The organism is Pseudoxanthomonas mexicana (assembly GCF_001556105.1).
In the GTDB taxonomy this organism is placed as follows: Bacteria; Pseudomonadota; Gammaproteobacteria; order Xanthomonadales; family Xanthomonadaceae; genus Pseudoxanthomonas_A; species Pseudoxanthomonas_A mexicana_A.
Genome location: NZ_LSIF01000038.1, coordinates 1 through 15,897, shown reverse-complemented (window position 1 = coordinate 15,897; position 15,897 = coordinate 1). Strand labels below are relative to the sequence as shown.

15 protein-coding genes are annotated in these 15,897 nt (G+C 60.4%); 11 read left to right on the top strand and 4 right to left on the bottom strand.

The features are described 5' to 3' along the window. Nucleotides 1–49 precede the first annotated feature (49 nt). Nucleotides 50–295, top strand: coding sequence for a hypothetical protein (locus AX730_RS06880; RefSeq protein ID WP_062353909.1), 246 nt, complete (start codon nt 50–52; stop codon nt 293–295). Here the strand turns inward: AX730_RS06880 and AX730_RS06875 are convergent. Together AX730_RS06875 and AX730_RS06870 are read right to left on the bottom strand one after the other, a co-directional pair. Beyond that, complete coding sequence (locus AX730_RS06875; protein ID WP_232310196.1) at nt 292–1,650, bottom strand: Y-family DNA polymerase; 1,359 nt, start codon at nt 1,648–1,650, stop codon at nt 292–294. The two genes, AX730_RS06880 and AX730_RS06875, sit on opposite strands and share 4 nt — an antisense overlap. Next, nucleotides 1,595–2,065, bottom strand: coding sequence for a LexA family protein (locus tag AX730_RS06870; RefSeq protein ID WP_083537779.1), 471 nt, complete (start codon nt 2,063–2,065; stop codon nt 1,595–1,597). Before AX730_RS06870 ends, AX730_RS06875 begins: the two co-directional genes overlap by 56 nt. A 188-nt stretch (nt 2,066–2,253) precedes the next feature. On the opposite strand from AX730_RS06870, the gene AX730_RS06865 reads away from it, so the two are divergent. From AX730_RS06865 to AX730_RS06850, 5 genes are read left to right on the top strand one after another with little or no spacing between them, the layout of a single operon-like run. Then, nucleotides 2,254–2,445 carry a hypothetical protein gene (locus tag AX730_RS06865; RefSeq protein WP_062353896.1) on the top strand — a complete coding sequence of 64 codons (192 nt, stop codon included), beginning with the start codon at nt 2,254–2,256 and terminating at the stop codon, nt 2,443–2,445. Between the two features lie 26 nt (nt 2,446–2,471). Beyond that, nucleotides 2,472–3,416, top strand: coding sequence for an SOS response-associated peptidase family protein (locus AX730_RS06860; protein ID WP_332307606.1), 945 nt, complete (start codon nt 2,472–2,474; stop codon nt 3,414–3,416). A 23-nt stretch (nt 3,417–3,439) separates the two neighbouring features. Then, nucleotides 3,440–5,161, top strand: a complete 1,722-nt coding sequence (locus AX730_RS18420; protein ID WP_083537778.1) for an ATP-dependent nuclease — start codon at nt 3,440–3,442, stop codon at nt 5,159–5,161. Then, entirely contained in the window at nt 5,142–6,599 is a 1,458-nt protein-coding gene (locus AX730_RS19555) for a UvrD-helicase domain-containing protein (protein ID WP_198147063.1), read from the top strand. Before AX730_RS18420 ends, AX730_RS19555 begins: the two co-directional genes overlap by 20 nt. Nucleotides 6,600–6,605: 6 nt before the next feature. Further along, nucleotides 6,606–9,845 (top strand): UvrD-helicase domain-containing protein, encoded by a 3,240-nt coding sequence (locus tag AX730_RS06850; RefSeq protein ID WP_062353888.1) that lies wholly within the window; start codon nt 6,606–6,608, stop codon nt 9,843–9,845. Here the strand turns inward: AX730_RS06850 and AX730_RS18835 are convergent. Next, nucleotides 9,806–10,225, bottom strand: coding sequence for a hypothetical protein (locus tag AX730_RS18835; protein ID WP_157074141.1), 420 nt, complete (start codon nt 10,223–10,225; stop codon nt 9,806–9,808). The genes AX730_RS06850 and AX730_RS18835 overlap by 40 nt on opposite strands. Before the next feature lie 60 nt (nt 10,226–10,285). Here AX730_RS18835 and AX730_RS06845 point away from each other — a divergent pair, with 60 nt between their 5' ends. From AX730_RS06845 to AX730_RS06835, 3 genes are all read left to right on the top strand, one after another. Then, nucleotides 10,286–12,172: a DUF262 domain-containing protein gene (locus AX730_RS06845; protein ID WP_062353993.1), complete on the top strand. Its 1,887-nt coding sequence runs from the start codon at nt 10,286–10,288 to the stop codon at nt 12,170–12,172. A 294-nt stretch (nt 12,173–12,466) separates the two neighbouring features. After that, nucleotides 12,467–13,129: a hypothetical protein gene (locus tag AX730_RS06840; RefSeq protein ID WP_062353883.1), complete on the top strand. Its 663-nt coding sequence runs from the start codon at nt 12,467–12,469 to the stop codon at nt 13,127–13,129. A 60-nt stretch (nt 13,130–13,189) separates the two neighbouring features. Beyond that, nucleotides 13,190–13,486, top strand: coding sequence for a superinfection immunity protein (locus AX730_RS06835; protein ID WP_062353879.1), 297 nt, complete (start codon nt 13,190–13,192; stop codon nt 13,484–13,486). Nucleotides 13,487–13,492: 6 nt separating this feature from the next. On the opposite strand, the gene AX730_RS06830 is transcribed toward AX730_RS06835, so the two are convergent. After that, the gene (locus AX730_RS06830; RefSeq protein ID WP_062353876.1) at nt 13,493–13,915 is read right to left on the bottom strand and encodes a hypothetical protein; all 423 of its coding nucleotides are present in this window, start codon (nt 13,913–13,915) and stop codon (nt 13,493–13,495) included. Between the two features lie 178 nt (nt 13,916–14,093). Between AX730_RS06830 and AX730_RS06825 the strand changes: the two genes are divergently transcribed. Continuing rightward, nucleotides 14,094–14,516: a hypothetical protein gene (locus AX730_RS06825; RefSeq protein ID WP_062353873.1), complete on the top strand. Its 423-nt coding sequence runs from the start codon at nt 14,094–14,096 to the stop codon at nt 14,514–14,516. Between the two features lie 316 nt (nt 14,517–14,832). Then, the gene (locus AX730_RS06820; RefSeq protein WP_198147061.1) at nt 14,833–15,822 is read left to right on the top strand and encodes a DNA-methyltransferase; all 990 of its coding nucleotides are present in this window, start codon (nt 14,833–14,835) and stop codon (nt 15,820–15,822) included. Nucleotides 15,823–15,897: the final 75 nt, after the last annotated feature.

The window sequence follows — 15,897 nt, the reverse complement described above, 5'->3', positions numbered from 1 at the left end:
CTTCAATGGATAAGCCGGCATCTCAGGGAAGCATGTTCTAGGGGGAGTCATGACGATCGCGGTACTGGGGTTCCAGCTGATGATCTTTATCAGCATGTTCATCGCCATCCTCATGGGGCGAGGGTGGCTAAAAGCAGCTACCGTGTTCTGGGTGCTGTTCACGCTGTTCGGCAGCATCTACACCATGGGCCTGATGACCCTGCAGCTCATCACCATCTACTTCTCGTTCCGGGTGTGCGACAACTTCTGGAAGTGGCGCACGTCTCGGCGTGGTGCTGTGCGTGTTTCGCGCTAGCGCACTCGCAATAGCTCGCTCCATCGGGTGGTGTAGGCCGGCGATAGCGCCTTCAATGTAGGGCGCCACCGCGCTTCGTCAGCCACGCCTCGCTGCTCCCCTGGGCGAGCGCCACCCACTCGCCAGCCAGTGGTGCCCACGCCAACGGTGCCGCGTCCGTATTTCGCATTGATCTTGTCCAGGACATCCATGCCCTTCTCGCGTTTCGAGTCCGGGCCGAAGAACAGATCTGCCTGGCGTTGCTCAGATCGCACCAGATCCGACAGGCCCACGCCGCCGCGCTTGTAGTGCTGGCCACGCTTCATCATGGACTTGGCCAGGAAGCGAACGGCGCGCAGTACCTCGCCCGTATCCCGCGTGGGGAAGGGCAGTGGAACAGCACGCGACATATGGAAGCCGTCGCCCTTGTGCGGATTGCCGTCTAGCCAGACCCACAGCGCTCCCGCTGCCAAGTCGCGTCCGCGCATCTTCTCGCAGGCCACGGTGGCGAACGTGGCCAAGGCATCCATGGGGTCGGCGACATCGCGACCGAACATTCGGGACACGACAATCTGCTTGCGGTCGGGCTCTTCCAGCTCCAAGTCGCCACATGCGATGCCGCGCAGTTCCGTCTGGGTACGTGCCAACACCACTCCATAGCGCGAGCGAACATGGTCGGCAGGCAACGCGGCTAGATCCGCCGCCGTGTGGACGCCTTCCTGGCCCAGGCGCCTGGCGAACCGAGAACCCACGCCCCACACATCCTCCACCGGTAGCAGGTGGATGTTCTGAGGCGTGGCATGGAACACGGCGAGACGGCCCGCGCGGACGGCGCGCTTGGACTGGTTCTTAGCCAGTTTGTTGCCGGCCTTGGCCAGCGTGCGCGTCGCCCCCAACCCCACGCAGCACGGAATGCCCACCCACTGCAGGATCCGTTCGCGCGCTTCCAGGCACAGCGCTTCCGGGTCCTTGATGCCCTCGACATCCACGAAGTTTTCGTCGATGGAGTAGACCTCCACACGCGGGAACAGGTCGCGCAGGATGGAGACGATGCGGGCGGACATGTCGCCGTACAGCGCGAAGTTGGCGGACCTGACTTGGACCTGCTTTCGGATGTTGCTGGGTACCTGGAAGATGGGGGTGCCAATCTTCAAGCCCAGTGCCTTGGCTTCCGGAGACAACGCGATGCAGCACCCGTCCCCATTGCCCAACACGACCGTGGGTACGCCCCGAAGCGTCGGATCCCAGACGCGCTCGCAGGACACATAGAACGTGTTCCCGTCGATGAGGCCAAAGCGAGGGGGCTCGGAAGGCGTTTTCTCAGACATGGAAGTGGACATTGCTGCGCACCACGCCCCAGACATCGAGTTCAACATCCTCAGGTACGAGGATTGGCTTGTAGCCGGCGCTGGACGCCAGCACGATCCGGTTGCCCTGGATGTACAGCTTCTTGCACACGAACCCGCCCTCCCACAGCACCACCACCGTATGGCCAGGTCGAGGGTTGATCGAGCGATCGACAATGAGCAGGTCGCCGTCCTGGATGCCGTAATCGACCATCGAGCCGCCGCAGTCGGCACGCATGAGGAAGGTGGCAGGCGGATTGGCGATCAGCCGTTCGTTGAGGTCGAGCCTGTCGTCTTCGCGGAAGAAGTCTTCTGCGGGACTGGGAAAGCCGCACGCGGCCAGGGTGGCCAGAACTGGCAGAGACCGCTGGGTGAACGTCGACACCGGCCCGAGCAGGGTCGGCGGGGGCGGGAGAGTGCGACGTGATACGGGAATGGTGAGCATGGCGGGCAATCCTGGAGAACCCGCGGCTCAAGCACTGAGACGACGGGGAAACAGGCTACGCCTGCCCACCGCGGTCTCGCCATTAGTATTTGACTGAACAGGGGGCGTGAAACATCTGCGCCGCGTGGAACGCTTCATTCGTCCCCCTGCGCTACCCTTGACCCGACCGCTTAGGAGCGTTTCGAGTAATGGCCACATACCGGGTTTATGGCATCAAGTGGGACACCGATGGCCAGCACGTCTCAGGCTTGCCCGAAGTGGTCGTTGTGGACATCGATCACGAGGTGGGCGAGGAAGATGGTCCAGGCCAAGTAGTGAACCAGGTGTCCGACCAATATGGTTGGTTGATTGCCGACTGCGACGTGGAACGGGTGAGCTGATGTGCTACTCCGCTGAGTGCTGGGCCTTGTACGACGGCTACGTGAAGGAGTTCGGAGCCGACATCGATATCAAGGCGTTCTGGGAGCTGTACTTGGGGCGCGATGAGAAGTACCGCATCCGCCACAAGCTATCGGACGGCACGAAGATCCCGAAGGGTGTCGACCTGAACTTCCGACAGCCAAGGTCCGAACTGGAACGCAAGATCCAGGGCCTGATTGGTGAGTGGAACGGACGCAAGCTGGCCGAGAGCGAAGCAGAGCTGGCCGCCCAGGAAGCGCGCTTGGCCACTGCAGAAGCAAAGCTCGCGGTCAAGGAAACAAAAACGGCGTTGAACGAGCAGCGGATCGCCACGAACAAGATCAAGCAGATGACCCGTTGGATCGAGGATGCGAAGCGCACGAAGCACGACCCCACCCGGGACGACCGCATCTTCCCGGACTGGTATGCGCCCGTACTGTTTGTCGAGAACGGCAAGCGGGTGGTGCGGCCCATGCGCTACCACTGCCGGCCTGCCGGTATGGACCCGTCCATCGACCGCACCAAGACAGGGCAGGTGTCGGGCACGTACAACGCCAGGCGCGACAACCTGACGCGCTTCTGGCGCAACCAGTTCGGCCACACCCATGGCTTGATGCTGGCCGAGACCTTCTACGAGAACGTGGACGACGGGAAGGGTGGCAGCAAGGAAATCCAGTTCCGGCCGCGCACGGGCGAGACGATGTTTATCGCCTGCCTGTACTCGCACTGGGTTGACCCTGCGGGCAAGGAGCCTGATTTATGGTCGTTTGCGGCGATCACCGACGAGCCCGAACCCGAAGTTGCGGCCCAAGGCCACGACCGCACCATCATCAATATCAAGCCAGAGTATGTGGATGCATGGCTGACGCCGGAAGGCCGCTCCGACGAAGAGCTATTCGCGATTTTTGACGACCGGCGGCATCCGTACTACGAGCTGGTCAAAGCGGCATAGCATCGACTTCGGGGGAAGGGGTAATGAGCCGTATTCGCCACATCGCGATTCGTCGCTTTCGAGGAATCCAGCAGCTGGATTGGGCTCCGCGGCCTGGTCTGAACGCTATCTTGGGGGCAGGTGATGTCGGCAAGAGCACAGTGCTGGACGCGATTGCTCTCACGCTATCAGCGACCCGACGAGAGGTGTTCTACGACACAGATTTCCACAGGTTGAATGTCGAGGCTGGGTTCGATATCCGCATCACGCTTGGGGAGCTTCCAGAAGAGCTGCATGACCTGGAGCGATATGGTGACTACCTGCGCGGATGGAATGCCGAAGGAGTGGCCATCGAAGACGAGCCGTCGGCGCAACTTGAAGATGTTCTAACGCTGCGCCTTGTTGTTGGCGCAGACCTGGAGGGGCACTGGTCGCTGTACTCGGATCGTACTGAGGGACAGGACGCGCGAGACTTATCCTTACCACATCGCGCCCTAGTAGCTCCTGTGGTACTCGATCAGTCGCCAGCCACTCATCTACGTTGGGCGCGACAGTCAATTCTGCAGCGCCTCGCAGAACCACAGTTCACCGTGCGAACGCTGGTTGCCAGAGCAGCCAGGGGGCTCCGGGAACAGGCTGGGGACGCAGGAGACGACGCCGAAGTTTCGGCAATCGTGGAGCAGGTAAAGGCGCGGGCACGCGAGTTGGGAATCCGGCCAGCGCAAGAAGCGCAAGTGTTGCTCGACGCGTTTGGGATCCCAGGTTGGAACGCATCATTGGCCCTTCACGACGATGAAGGAGTTCCACTTCGACGACTTGGGACCGGGTCTTCTCGCCTGTTGGTTGCTGGCTTGTTCCACAGTCGTCTTGCGACAACCGGCATTGCTCTGGTCGATGAGGCGGAATTCGGGTTGGAGCCGCACCGAATCGCAAGATTTTTGCGTTTGCTCGGGGCAGGCACAGACGACGGCCCTCAGGTATTCCTCACGACACATTCACCAGTTGTGGTGCGGGAGCTGAGGTCTGGTGAACTAGCCATCGCTCACTACGACTCAGTGTTCGGCACACACGAGATTTCGAATGTGGCCGATGCCGATACTGGATTGGACACCCAGGCACTGGTTCGCCGAAACGCCGAATCTTTTTTGGCCGCCGCAGTTATTGTTGCAGAAGGACCGACCGAGATCGGATTGGTGCGAGGACTGGACTATTTCTGGGTCGCTCAGAACCAGAGTCCACTGGCACTCCAAGGGATCGCGATCTCGGATGGAGGAGGTATTCCTCAGGCCGCAACGCGAGCCGCTGCATTCGGGAAGCTTGGATACCGGGTCATGCTCCTAATGGACGATGATCGGCCGTTGACTCCCGGAGAGCGCCAAGCTGTTGAACGCGAGGGCGTGAGCGTCATTACCTGGGGCAATGGTCAAGCGACTGAGGAAGCTCTGTTCAATGGGTTGGAATGGGCTGATGTCGTGTCCCTTCTCGACATTGCTGTACAGATATGGGGAGAAGTTCACGTATCACAGTGCGTGGGCAATGTTTCCGGAGGGCGGCTTGATCTGGCGACATGTCGGGCGAGCGAACAACAAGATCACCGTGAACACCTAGCACGAGCAGCGAAGGAGCATGGCTGGTTCAAGCGAATCGATTTCGGGGAGCGTGTTGGTCAAGAAGTTCTTGGTCCAGGCTGGGAGCGTGCCAGCGCTCACCTTCAAGCGACGGTGACTGCGATCTACGATTGGACGCGTGGTGGCCAGAACGATTGATCCCGCATTGCTGGAAGGTATAGGGCGAGGCCGAATAGAAGCCGCGGCAGGCTGCGGAAAGACAGAGGCGATAGTCAGGCTGACCGCGGAGTGGCGAGGACGGCGGACGCTAATCCTCACTCACACTCTCGCCGGTGTTGCAGCGCTTCGCCGGCGGCTCAATGCAGCGAATGTATCTAGCAGCCGATACAGGCTTTCTTCTATCGATGCCTGGTGCGTTCGGCGTGTAGGCGAGTTTCCTTTGCGGGCCGGGCCTCTCCCTGATGCCTCCAACGCCGCGTTGTTCTATCCCGGGGTGCGGGCCGCCTGCCTTCACCTACTTGAAGGCCATTCAGTCGATGCCGCGTTGCGAGCGACCTATGGCCGAGTGTTTGTTGACGAATACCAAGACTGTGGCACAGACCAGCACGCCATTGTTTGCAAGTTGGCGGACCTCCTGCCGACTTTCGTATTCGGAGATCCCCTGCAAGCGGTTTTCAACTTTCCGCGAGCGCCCGTCATTTCATGGGAGCAAGCAGTTGCTCCTGCATTCCCGCTCGTCGAAACATTGGATCACCCTTGGCGTTGGGTGCGTGTAGGGGCGGACAACCTCGGGCAATGGCTTGTTCGAGCGCGTGCGCAGTTACAGGACGGAACAGGGATCGATCTACAGAACCTGCCAGACGGTTGTGAATGGCGGCAGCTCAGTGGCAACGTTGCTCAAGACACACAGATGGTCCGTAACGCAACAAGCTATTGGCGTCGAAACGACGGCAGTGTGCTCGTTATGGCTAGCCCTACGGAGCCGCATCGTCACAGCGACCTAGCGAGAAGCGGAGAAGGGATGCAGGTTGTCGAGAGCCTGGACCTCCGGACCGTGTTTCAGGGCGTAGCTCGGTTGGAGCAAGCAGAAGAGGGGGAGCGACTGAGACACCTTCTTGAACTCGCTCACTCTGTCATGACAGGAATATCGGTCGACACCTTGCTGCGACGCTGCGTTAGCCTTCGGGGCGGCCGCGCGCGTACACCGGCAACCCCCGATGAGGCGGAAGCGCTGGCCTTTGAGGCTGAGCCTAGTTGGAATCAGGCGGGTGTGGCGCTACGTGGATGGTCGGCCCAAGCCGGCCGGAGGGTCTTTCGTAGAGAGGTCCTGCGGATGCTCCTGGAATGCCTAAGCATGACCACTTTCGGTCGACATCCAACCCTTGTCGATGCATTGAGTGCGGCCAGAGAGCGGCGACGGCATCAGGGGCGCTCGACAACAACGCGAGCGGTCGGGAGCACGTTGCTACTCAAGGGGCTTGAAGCTGACTACGCGGTACTAATGGATCTGGAGCGACTGTCTGCTGCACATGTTTACGTGGCATTGACACGCGGAACCCGCGGAATGCTCGTGCTCTCCCGGGAGAGGTGGCTCGGTCGTACGCAGCGCGGTGCCCGTGCGCTCGGCGGGGGCTGAGTTCGCATGTACTGGACTCCCACCAGCAACGGCGCAACCTTCACCGGCTCAGGTCAGTGGTCCCTGTCCATTACCGGCGACAGCGTGTACCTGCGGGATGCGGACTGGGAAACGCTGACCGTCCACCTGTTGAACCTGGTGGAGTTGGAGGTGCGGCCGGGCATCATCTGGGCCACATGCAACTTCGCCTTTCGTACGCCTGCTGGCACAGTGAGGCGATCCGTCGACGGCATTCCGAACGAGAAGGCTGCTTCCATGGTCGACGAGTTCGATCAAGCGAAGGCCAGGGTCATCGCCAAGCTCGTGGAAGGGTCGGTTGAGGAGCTGGACGCATGGGTCGCGCGGGGTACCCGTGAACTGTCAGGCCCTCAGGTCGACCGGCGCAGTGCGGCGGAGGTCATGGCAAGCCTGGCGCCACCTTCTATCCCGAGCAATCTCAGCTGGGACCATGTGTTCGGCCATAGTGCTGTGGCCCAGGCCAGGAAAATCGCCAAGGCGTGGCCATCGTGGGAGGGGACGCCTACCAATACAGCGACCGACAGGGCGCATTCGCTTCGACGCGACTCCTTCAAGGTCGAAGTCGCCAACTGGGTTGGGTCGTTTCGATCCCGCTATCGCGCTGATCGGTGGATGCCCAAGGGGGCAATCGATCGCTATGTGCGCGCGTACCCTGCACCCACTTGGCGGAGTGAGACCTGGGCCGGCGCAATGAAACAGCTGAGGATGCGTCCGCGGACCAAGGGAGGGTCTTCCTTGTTCGACATCCTCTCGATGCTGCCTGGTGAGATCGAGGATCTGGGCTGCGGGTTGACCCACGAGGAATGGAAGGCCATCGCACGGGGCGAAACCGAGGCTGAGTCGTTGCGCAACATCACGGCTGGCCAGAACGACGCGCACCTGGCCCAGCAGCGGCAATCCAGGAAGCAGTTCTTCGACACTGTCGAGAAGAACCCGCTGACCGAGGAACAGGTGCACGCCTGCATCTGCATGGACGACGCGGTCATGGTGGTAGCCGCAGCAGGCTCGGGCAAGACTTCGACCATGGTTGCCAAAACGGGCTATGCCCTCCATGAGGGGCTGGCCACGCCCGAGCAGATCCTGTTGCTGGCATTCAATCGTGCCACCGCAGACGAGGTGGGAGAGCGCATCGCCCAGCAGCTTAGGGGCGTGCCAGACGTGGACAAGGTGAGGTCCAACACCTTCCACGCATTCGGCATCGAGGTGATCGCCAAGGCGACCGGCAAGAAGCCGTCGCTGGCACCCTGGGTCGACCCCAGCAATCCGGGGGCGGACATCCGGGAGGTGGGCAACATCATCGACACGCTCTGCGCCCAGGACTCCAAGTTCCGGAAGGACTGGGACCTGTTCCGAACCGTCTATGGTCGGGACGTGGGCAAGTGGGGGACGCCCCAGGAGCCTGACGCCTACGCCAATGGCAAGCGCGGCTTCCTCACGGCCAAGGGCGACATCGTCAAGAGCAAGGAAGAGCGGGTCATCGTCGACTGGCTGTTCTACTGCGGGGTGAACTACGAGTACGAGCGGGCCTACGAACACGACACCGCCACCGAGCATCATCGGCAGTACTTCCCCGACTTCTACTATCCCGATGCCCAGCTGTACCACGAGCATTTCGCGCTGAACGAGAAGGGCGAAGCGCCCAAGGACTTCAAGGACTACCTGCAGGGTGTGGCATGGAAGCGGAAAATACACTCCGAGAAGGAAACGGCACTGGTCGAGACCACCTCGCATACGCTGTCGACAGGCGAGTGGATGGAGACCCTGGAAGCAGCCCTGATTGAACGAGGTGTACAGCCCGCATTCGATCCCGATCGTCCATCTCTGGGGCTACCGCCCGTCTCCAATCAGGACCTGGCCCGCTCCTTCCGCGTGTTCCAGCAGCACGTCAAGAACAACGGGCTGTCGCACGCTCAGTTGCACGCAGCACTCAGGGAGCAATCCGAAGAAGGCTTCGCCGCACGCTTGCGCATGTACCTGGCGATCTACGAGCGCATTGCAGCAGAGTGGGAGCGCCGACTACGCGATGGCAAGTTCATCGACTTCGAGGACATGCTCATCTTGGCTTCCGAGCATGTGGAGTCCGGGGCGTACCAGAGCCCGTTCACCATCATCCTGGCCGACGAGTTCCAAGACAGCTCCCGCGCCCGCATACGCCTGTTGAAGGCACTGGCCGCCAACCCACCCGTTGAGACCCATCTGTGCGTGGTGGGCGATGACTGGCAAGGCATCAACCGCTTTGCAGGCTCCGACATCTCGGTCATGACGGAGTTCGAGAAGACTTTCGACTATGCCACGCGTTTGACGTTGAACACCACGTTCCGCTGTCCGCAGGACTTGTGTGACGTGTCCAGCGAGTTCATCCAGGCCAACCCCGCCCAGATCAAGAAGTCAGTCAGTACGACCAACCCGCTGACCAAGACGCCGATGCTGGCATATGGCTTTCAGCAGAAGGAAGGAATGCTGGGGCACGTCGAAGAGCAGCTGGCAGGCATGCATCGCTTCGCCTCCGAGGGCAAGCTCACGCCCGCTAAGGGCAACCACATCACCATCATGCTGCTAGGGCGGTACCGTGACGACCAGCCCCCAATGCTCGCAGCCTGGCAACGCCAGTTCGGCGACCGGTTGAAGATTGAGTTCCGCACCGCGCATGGCTCCAAGGGGCTGGAGGCGGAGTACGTGTTCGTCCTCAACGTGGTGCAAGGAACGCGCGGCTTCCCCAGCCAGATCCAGGACGATCCTGCATTGCAGTTGGCCATGCCGGCACCTGACCCGTACCCCTACGCCGAAGAGCGTCGCTTGTTCTACGTGGCCATGACCCGCGCACGGAAGCAGGTGCGCTTCTACACCACGCTGGGGCAGCCTTCCCAGTTCCTGGTCGAGCTGGTCAAGGCAGAGCACCTCAAGATCGATCCTGTCGACGGTGAGGCATTAGAGGCGTGCCCCAAGTGCGGCAACGGCGTGCTGCAGCTGCGGGGTCGGCAGTACGGCGCTTTCCATGGATGCAGCCGTTTCCCTGCTTGCGACTTCAAGCGGAAGGCGGAGCAAGAGGCGGGGCAGCCCCGACCTCGTACAGGTGGATCACAAAGGATCCAGGTGCCGGTCAAGTCGGGTGATCGATGCCCCGTCTGCCGGCGCGGCACCATCCAGGAGAAGAACGGTCGCAATGGCTCTTTTCTGGGGTGTTCCCGCTACCGCGAAGGGTGTCGGGCGACGGCGAACGTTCGATAGGGCCACGGATCCTTCTTGCCCTTCAAGGCATAACGCACAGCGAAGTCGGATACGCCCGTACGAGAAGCGATTTCCTTCACTGAAAGGCCGTCTGCCTTGTACTGCATGATCCTTTCCTTGCGCAGCTCTGACACAGGGCCAGCAAGGCCTTCCTCGCGGAGGATACGACGCACGGTGGAGTGCGACATGTCCATCGTCTCAGCGATTTCCTTGAATGATCGGAAGTGTCGCTTGCGGATCCAGCACACCTTCTGTCGGATCCAGTCGGGATATCGTCCTTGGCGTGCCATGGCATTGTTGGTTGTGGAGGTACTCCAGCGTGAGCCATTGGTGCGTTTCAACAACCCCATAGGCTGCAATCCGGATCGCAAATGCAGCATGGCGTGCTCTTGCGGCTAGCGGGCATAATGGGGTTGTCAGGGGTGGCAACCGGAGAGGGGATGAAGTCGGATACGTGGACGATCGAGCAGGTATTCCAGGATCGCAAGCAATACAAGTTGCCTTTCTACCAGCGGCCCTATGTCTGGTCGGTCCGAAAGCAATGGCCATTGCTCTGGGCAGATATCGTGGACAAGGCCGTGGAGCGCCTGGGAGACGGTAGCCCTGCGCCCCACTTCCTAGGGGCAATCGTCGTGGAACCGCAGGATAAATCCGGGCTACGAGGTGTGGAGACGTACCACATCATCGATGGGCAGCAGCGGCTGACGACCCTGCAGTACATCCTGGCCGGCATCCGGCTAGCCAGCCGAGAAATGAAGATCACCAGCGTCGACTCGTTCTTGGGTGCTGTCATGGACAACCCCAACCCGTCGACCATGGAAGATGCGGAAGTGGAGGTCTTCAAGGTTTGGCCGACCTTCTCGGACCAGGAAGACTTCATCAAGGCGATGACGGCCAAGAGCCGAGACGAGTTGAAGGCCAAGTACCCCGCCCACTACACGAAGCACGGCTCGTTCCGGGTCAACGCCATCAATCACCCGCCTGCCCTGGACGCCATTTGGTACTTCGCAGAGCAAGCCGAGAAGTGGGTGCTGGCGAATGGAGCAAATGAGGCTGCATTCGAGGCCTTGATCATGGCTGTGTTGTCAGACCTCAAGGTCGTCATGATCAAGCTGGAAAAGGGCGACGATGCCCAAGTGATCTTCGAGACCTTGAATGGGCGGGGAGAAGAACTCCATGCCACGGATCTCATTCGCAACTACCTGTTCATGACGGTGGACCGCAAGACGGAAAGCCAGCAAGACCTGTACAAGAAGAAGTGGCAACAGTTCGAAGATGCCGACTCATGGAAGCAGCCGGAGCGGCGTGGCCGTATCACGAAGCCGCGACTGGAATGGTTGATCTTCTCGGCCATCCGCGCGGAAACGGGTCAGGATGGCGACCTCGCGCGTCTGTACGTCGACTTCAAGAACTATGGTCAGGGTCGGACGGCCACGCAGCAGTTGGACATGCTTGACCTCTACGGCAAGCACTATCTGCAGCTGAGCACCGGCAAGGGCACCATGCCGGTAGCCAGATTCGGCGACCGGCTCCGACCCTTCGATACCACAACGACCCATCCGTTGGCGTTGCGGGTGTCCACTGCCGATATCGACGACACCGAGAAGACGCTGATTTTCAATGACATCGTCTCGTACATCGTGCGAAGGGCCGTCTGTGGGCTCACGCCGAAGAACTACAACAACTTCTTCATGTCGGTCCTGCGCCAATGGAGCCAGGGCAGCCAGACTCATGCGGCGATGCGTACGCTTCTCGGTCAGTCTTCCGTGACAGCTTCGGTGTGGCCCGACGACGCCGTGTTCTCGCATGCCCTGCAGACGGCATCGTTGTATGGAGGCATGTGGACAAGCCTCCTAGATGCACCACGCTGCCGCATGATTCTGACCGAACTGGAAGGATGGCTGCGCCTGTCGAAGAAGACTGAAGAGCCGACCATCCCGGATCTGTCCAATCTGGACATCGACCATGTTATGCCGCAGTCCTGGTATGAGCATTGGCCGCTGAAGGACGGTAGCAAAGGAACGTCGGGCGAAGCGTACGCAGCCAGGTTGTTGGAGCAAACCGGCGGGGCGTTGCCCCCGCACCAGCAAGATGTTCAGCGCCGCAGCAAGGCCATCCCAACCTTGGGCAACCTCACGCTGCTCAACCTGTCGGTCAACCGTCAGGCGCAGAACAAGGACTACGCCACCAAGAAGAAGTTGTTCATCGATCACACCGTGCTGCGTCTCAATGGCTCCTTGATGGGGCGTGAGACATGGGATGAAGAAGGGATTGCCGAACGCGGCAAGCAGCTGGCCGAGGCTGCCGTCCAGCTCTATCCCCGATGACCAAGAACCCCCGGATCACTCCGGGGGTACACCAGGCCTAGCTCCGAGTTAGCAGACCCTGTCAGGCAGGTAAGACTTTTCCGAGCCTACGACGAGGATTCGGCTGATGGCATCAGTCGTGGGCAGGGACCAGACTACAACTGCCACCTGCGTTGCCAGATCGGAACCACCGCTAACCGGTATTGCCCACGAGGCTCTATCAGGTGCGGCCATGAAACTCGCCGTCCTTCGGGACAGGGTGGCATCCCTTTTCCAGAATGAGCGGCTACGGCACACTTTCTCGAAGGAGAAGCCATGTCCGACTCAACTAACCTACGCCAACGCGCCAGCGGTGCATTGAAGGTACTGCACCAGACGCGCAACACGCTGACAGACATGGGTCATGTCAGCTCCGAGCGCACGGCTACTGTCTTACCCCTGGTGCTTGCGTCCATGGACACGGCTGAGGCGATATTCGCCTTGCTCATCAATCAGCCTGAGAAATCCTGGGTGGCCGCGCTAATCATGCAGCGCGCCCAGATGGAATACGTGCTGCGAGCCGCCTTCTTCGCCAAGGCTGCCAATGAAAAGGAGATCATGCGTTTCCGGCGGAAGGGAAAAATGCCCAATCGCGGGAAGAATCAGATCTATGTCGCCGACGTTGCCAAGGAAGCTGCGCAGCACTTGGGCTGGGACGAAGAAAGGCTATTGCGCACGGTCAAGAGCCATTACAAAGACCTGTCTGGCTTGGTCCACGGTGGCAAGGAAGTTCTGGCCATCTACACCCAGCACGATGCATGGGGTGATATCACGATTGAATGGGACGAGCTGACCCATGCCGTGGACAACATCTTGGTTTTCGTTCAACTTGCGATAGGCGTGGCCATGTCGCTATCGCCACTTGATGCAGAAGCCATGGATCGACTGATTCGACCCTCGTATGAAGCGGCCCACGCTTATTTTGGATCGACGGAGTAGGGGTTGCCATTCCTTGCAACCGATCTACCCTGGGGCGGTCCTCCACAACCTCCACACATCATGAAGCGCCTCGTTCTCCCTCTCTGGATCGGCCTGATGGTCGCCTTGTACCTGTACGTGGTCAGCGGTAACCAAACCGTTGGCGATATCACGTTAACCTCATTCGCCAATGGTCGGGGCGCCGCCCTGATCGGATCCATGATCCTGATGTACTGGTTGCCCACTGTCATTGCCATGGTGCGAAACGCCAATAGTGGCGTTGCGGTTTCACTCGTGAACCTGTTTGCCGGCTGGACCGGCATCGGCTGGCTTGTGGCGTTCGTAATGGCCGTGTTTTCGCGTAAGTCCTACGACTGATCGTGCTTACAACTTGCCCCGCTCGGTTGAGGGTGCACCACGACCGCCGAGGGTTCCTAGCCGTTCGCGCCGAACGTAAACCCGCAGCCACGCGTCGAAGTCGTCGTCTTCGTCGATTTCCAGTTCGGGAAACAGTTCGCCTAGACCAGCCATCACTTCGCCACCCTCGAACTGGTCAAGGTCCGAAATGTTGTAGTAGTCGCACGAATGGTCGTCTGGGTCCGTGATGTAGAGGTCGAGATAATCATCCAGTTCATCTCCCTCATCTTCGGCCATAGCGACAAGTTCATCGATCTTGTATCTGCCGATGCCGTTGTCCAACAACAGGAGCAAATCCGCGTTGCGTATGGCTTCAAACTTCGCCTCTGGGGACATGTCATCCCAACCTTCCAGGTGGCTCAAACGCTCATGCAAGGGCTGATCGACCATCGGCTTTTCTCGGGCAGCTAGGCACGGCCTCATCTTAGCGATCCCCTCGGGTTTCGACACACGACAGCACGGTCGCGTGCCCGCGCAAGGCTGACGCCTGCTCCACGATGTTTCGCCCTACGGTGCGCGCTCCCTGTCTCGCCCGAGCTTGGTTGGTCTCCCCCCGAAGGAGACCGCCATGAGCTTTGAATCCGACGTTGCCCAGCTTCGCGCCAACGCGAACCCCCACCATATCGACCAGATCACCCTGGCCTTCCCGGCCCCGGACGACATCGAACCCTGGCACCAGCTGAACGCGCTGCTGTGGCCCGACCTGTCCGAGAACGAGAACAGCCGGCGTGCCCAGTTGCCTGCAGCACTGGACGAGTACCAGGACGAACTTCGCCGCTACATCCGTCGCTACGACGACCTGCGCGCACGTCGATTGGATGCGCTGTCGAACTACGACATCGGCATCGCGTATCGGGTCAGTGGCCCCGAAGTAGGGCTGGCCGACGCCCTGCGTGCCGTGGTCAGTCACATCGGCCGGTGCCGCGCCCAGATCGGTTGGCTCCTAGGCGAGCAGAAACGCCTGGCTGTCCCGCAACTGGCCCTTTTTTGAGGGCCTAGCTAAACGCCGAATAAACCTACCTGAACGACGTAAGTCATTGAGCAGCATCGATTATCAGGCGGGAAAAATACGCTGACCCTATTAGAAATCAACAAGTCCAAAGCGGCGCGCAGGCAGGCTCGGTTTTCCGAACCTGAACAGGCGTAGCATTTATCCCGTTGGCGACCTACGGGAAACCAATGCGACGCACGAACTGCGCCGCGCCGACGCCGCAAGGCGGGCATGTCCGGAACCCGGAAGGGCGGCTATGACGAGGCTCAAAAGTGCCCGGTAACGTCCGGGACAGTGCTCCATCCCAACCGGTCGGTTGGAGGAGATCACCGCGATCGCCTATCGCCCCATCGCCCTTGCGCGGTGGGTCTTACAGGCCCTCATCGTGGAGATTTCTACCCGTCGTTCCCGTTCCACCCGTCTCGCCACTGCCTGCAAAGGTGGTGGCGTTTCTATTTCCCTCACCCAGGGCGATTGCATCGCCCAACTGAAAAAGCTGCCAGACGCTTCGGTGGATCTGGTGCTGTCCGATCTGCCTTACGGCACGACCCCCCTCGATTGGGACTCGGTCATCGATCTGGCCGCGATGTGGAAAGAGCTGTATCGCGTCGGTAAGCCCGACTGCGTCTTTGTCTTCACCGCGCAATCGCCTTTCACGTTCGTGTTGGCGCAGTCCAATCCTTACGGGTTGAAACATCTGCGCCAAACGCTCGTGTGGGAGAAGTCGAACGGTACCAATCCGTTCCTGGCTAATCGCGGGCCCTTGAAGGTGCATGAAGACATCTTGGTCTTCTGTCGCAATGCCGCCCGTTACAACCCGCAGATGGTGGAGGGGAAACCCTACACCGGGGCAGGAGGAGCCTATTCGGGTGGCAAAGCCGGCGGCATCAACGGCCAACGGAAGGGAGGCAAGAACGCCGGCACGCGGTATCCGCGTTCGGTGCAGTTCTTCGCCTGGGCGCGTGGCTGGCACCCGACGCAGAAGCCCGTCGCCCTCATGGAATGGCTGGTCAAGACCTACTCCAATCCTGGCCAGACCGTACTGGATCTCACCATGGGGTCGGGCACCACGGGCGTGGCTGCGGTCAGGTCGGGTAGGAACTTCATTGGCTTCGAGTTGAGTCCGCAGTACATGGCCGTGGCGCGCCGTCGGATCCTGTGTGCGCAAAACGGCCAGCCTGATCCACAGCCGATGAAGGCCTACAAGGAAAAACGGCCGCGGTTGGAGACGTTGAAAGGTGGCCAGGGTTTGAGTGCTTCCACGTCTTCGCGTCGTCGCAAGGTGGAGGTGCGCCATGTCGCATAAAACGACATCGAAAGCTGCGCTGGACCGGCCAGAGTTCTGTAGACACTCAGTCGCCGCTCTGCGCGTAGCGCCTTT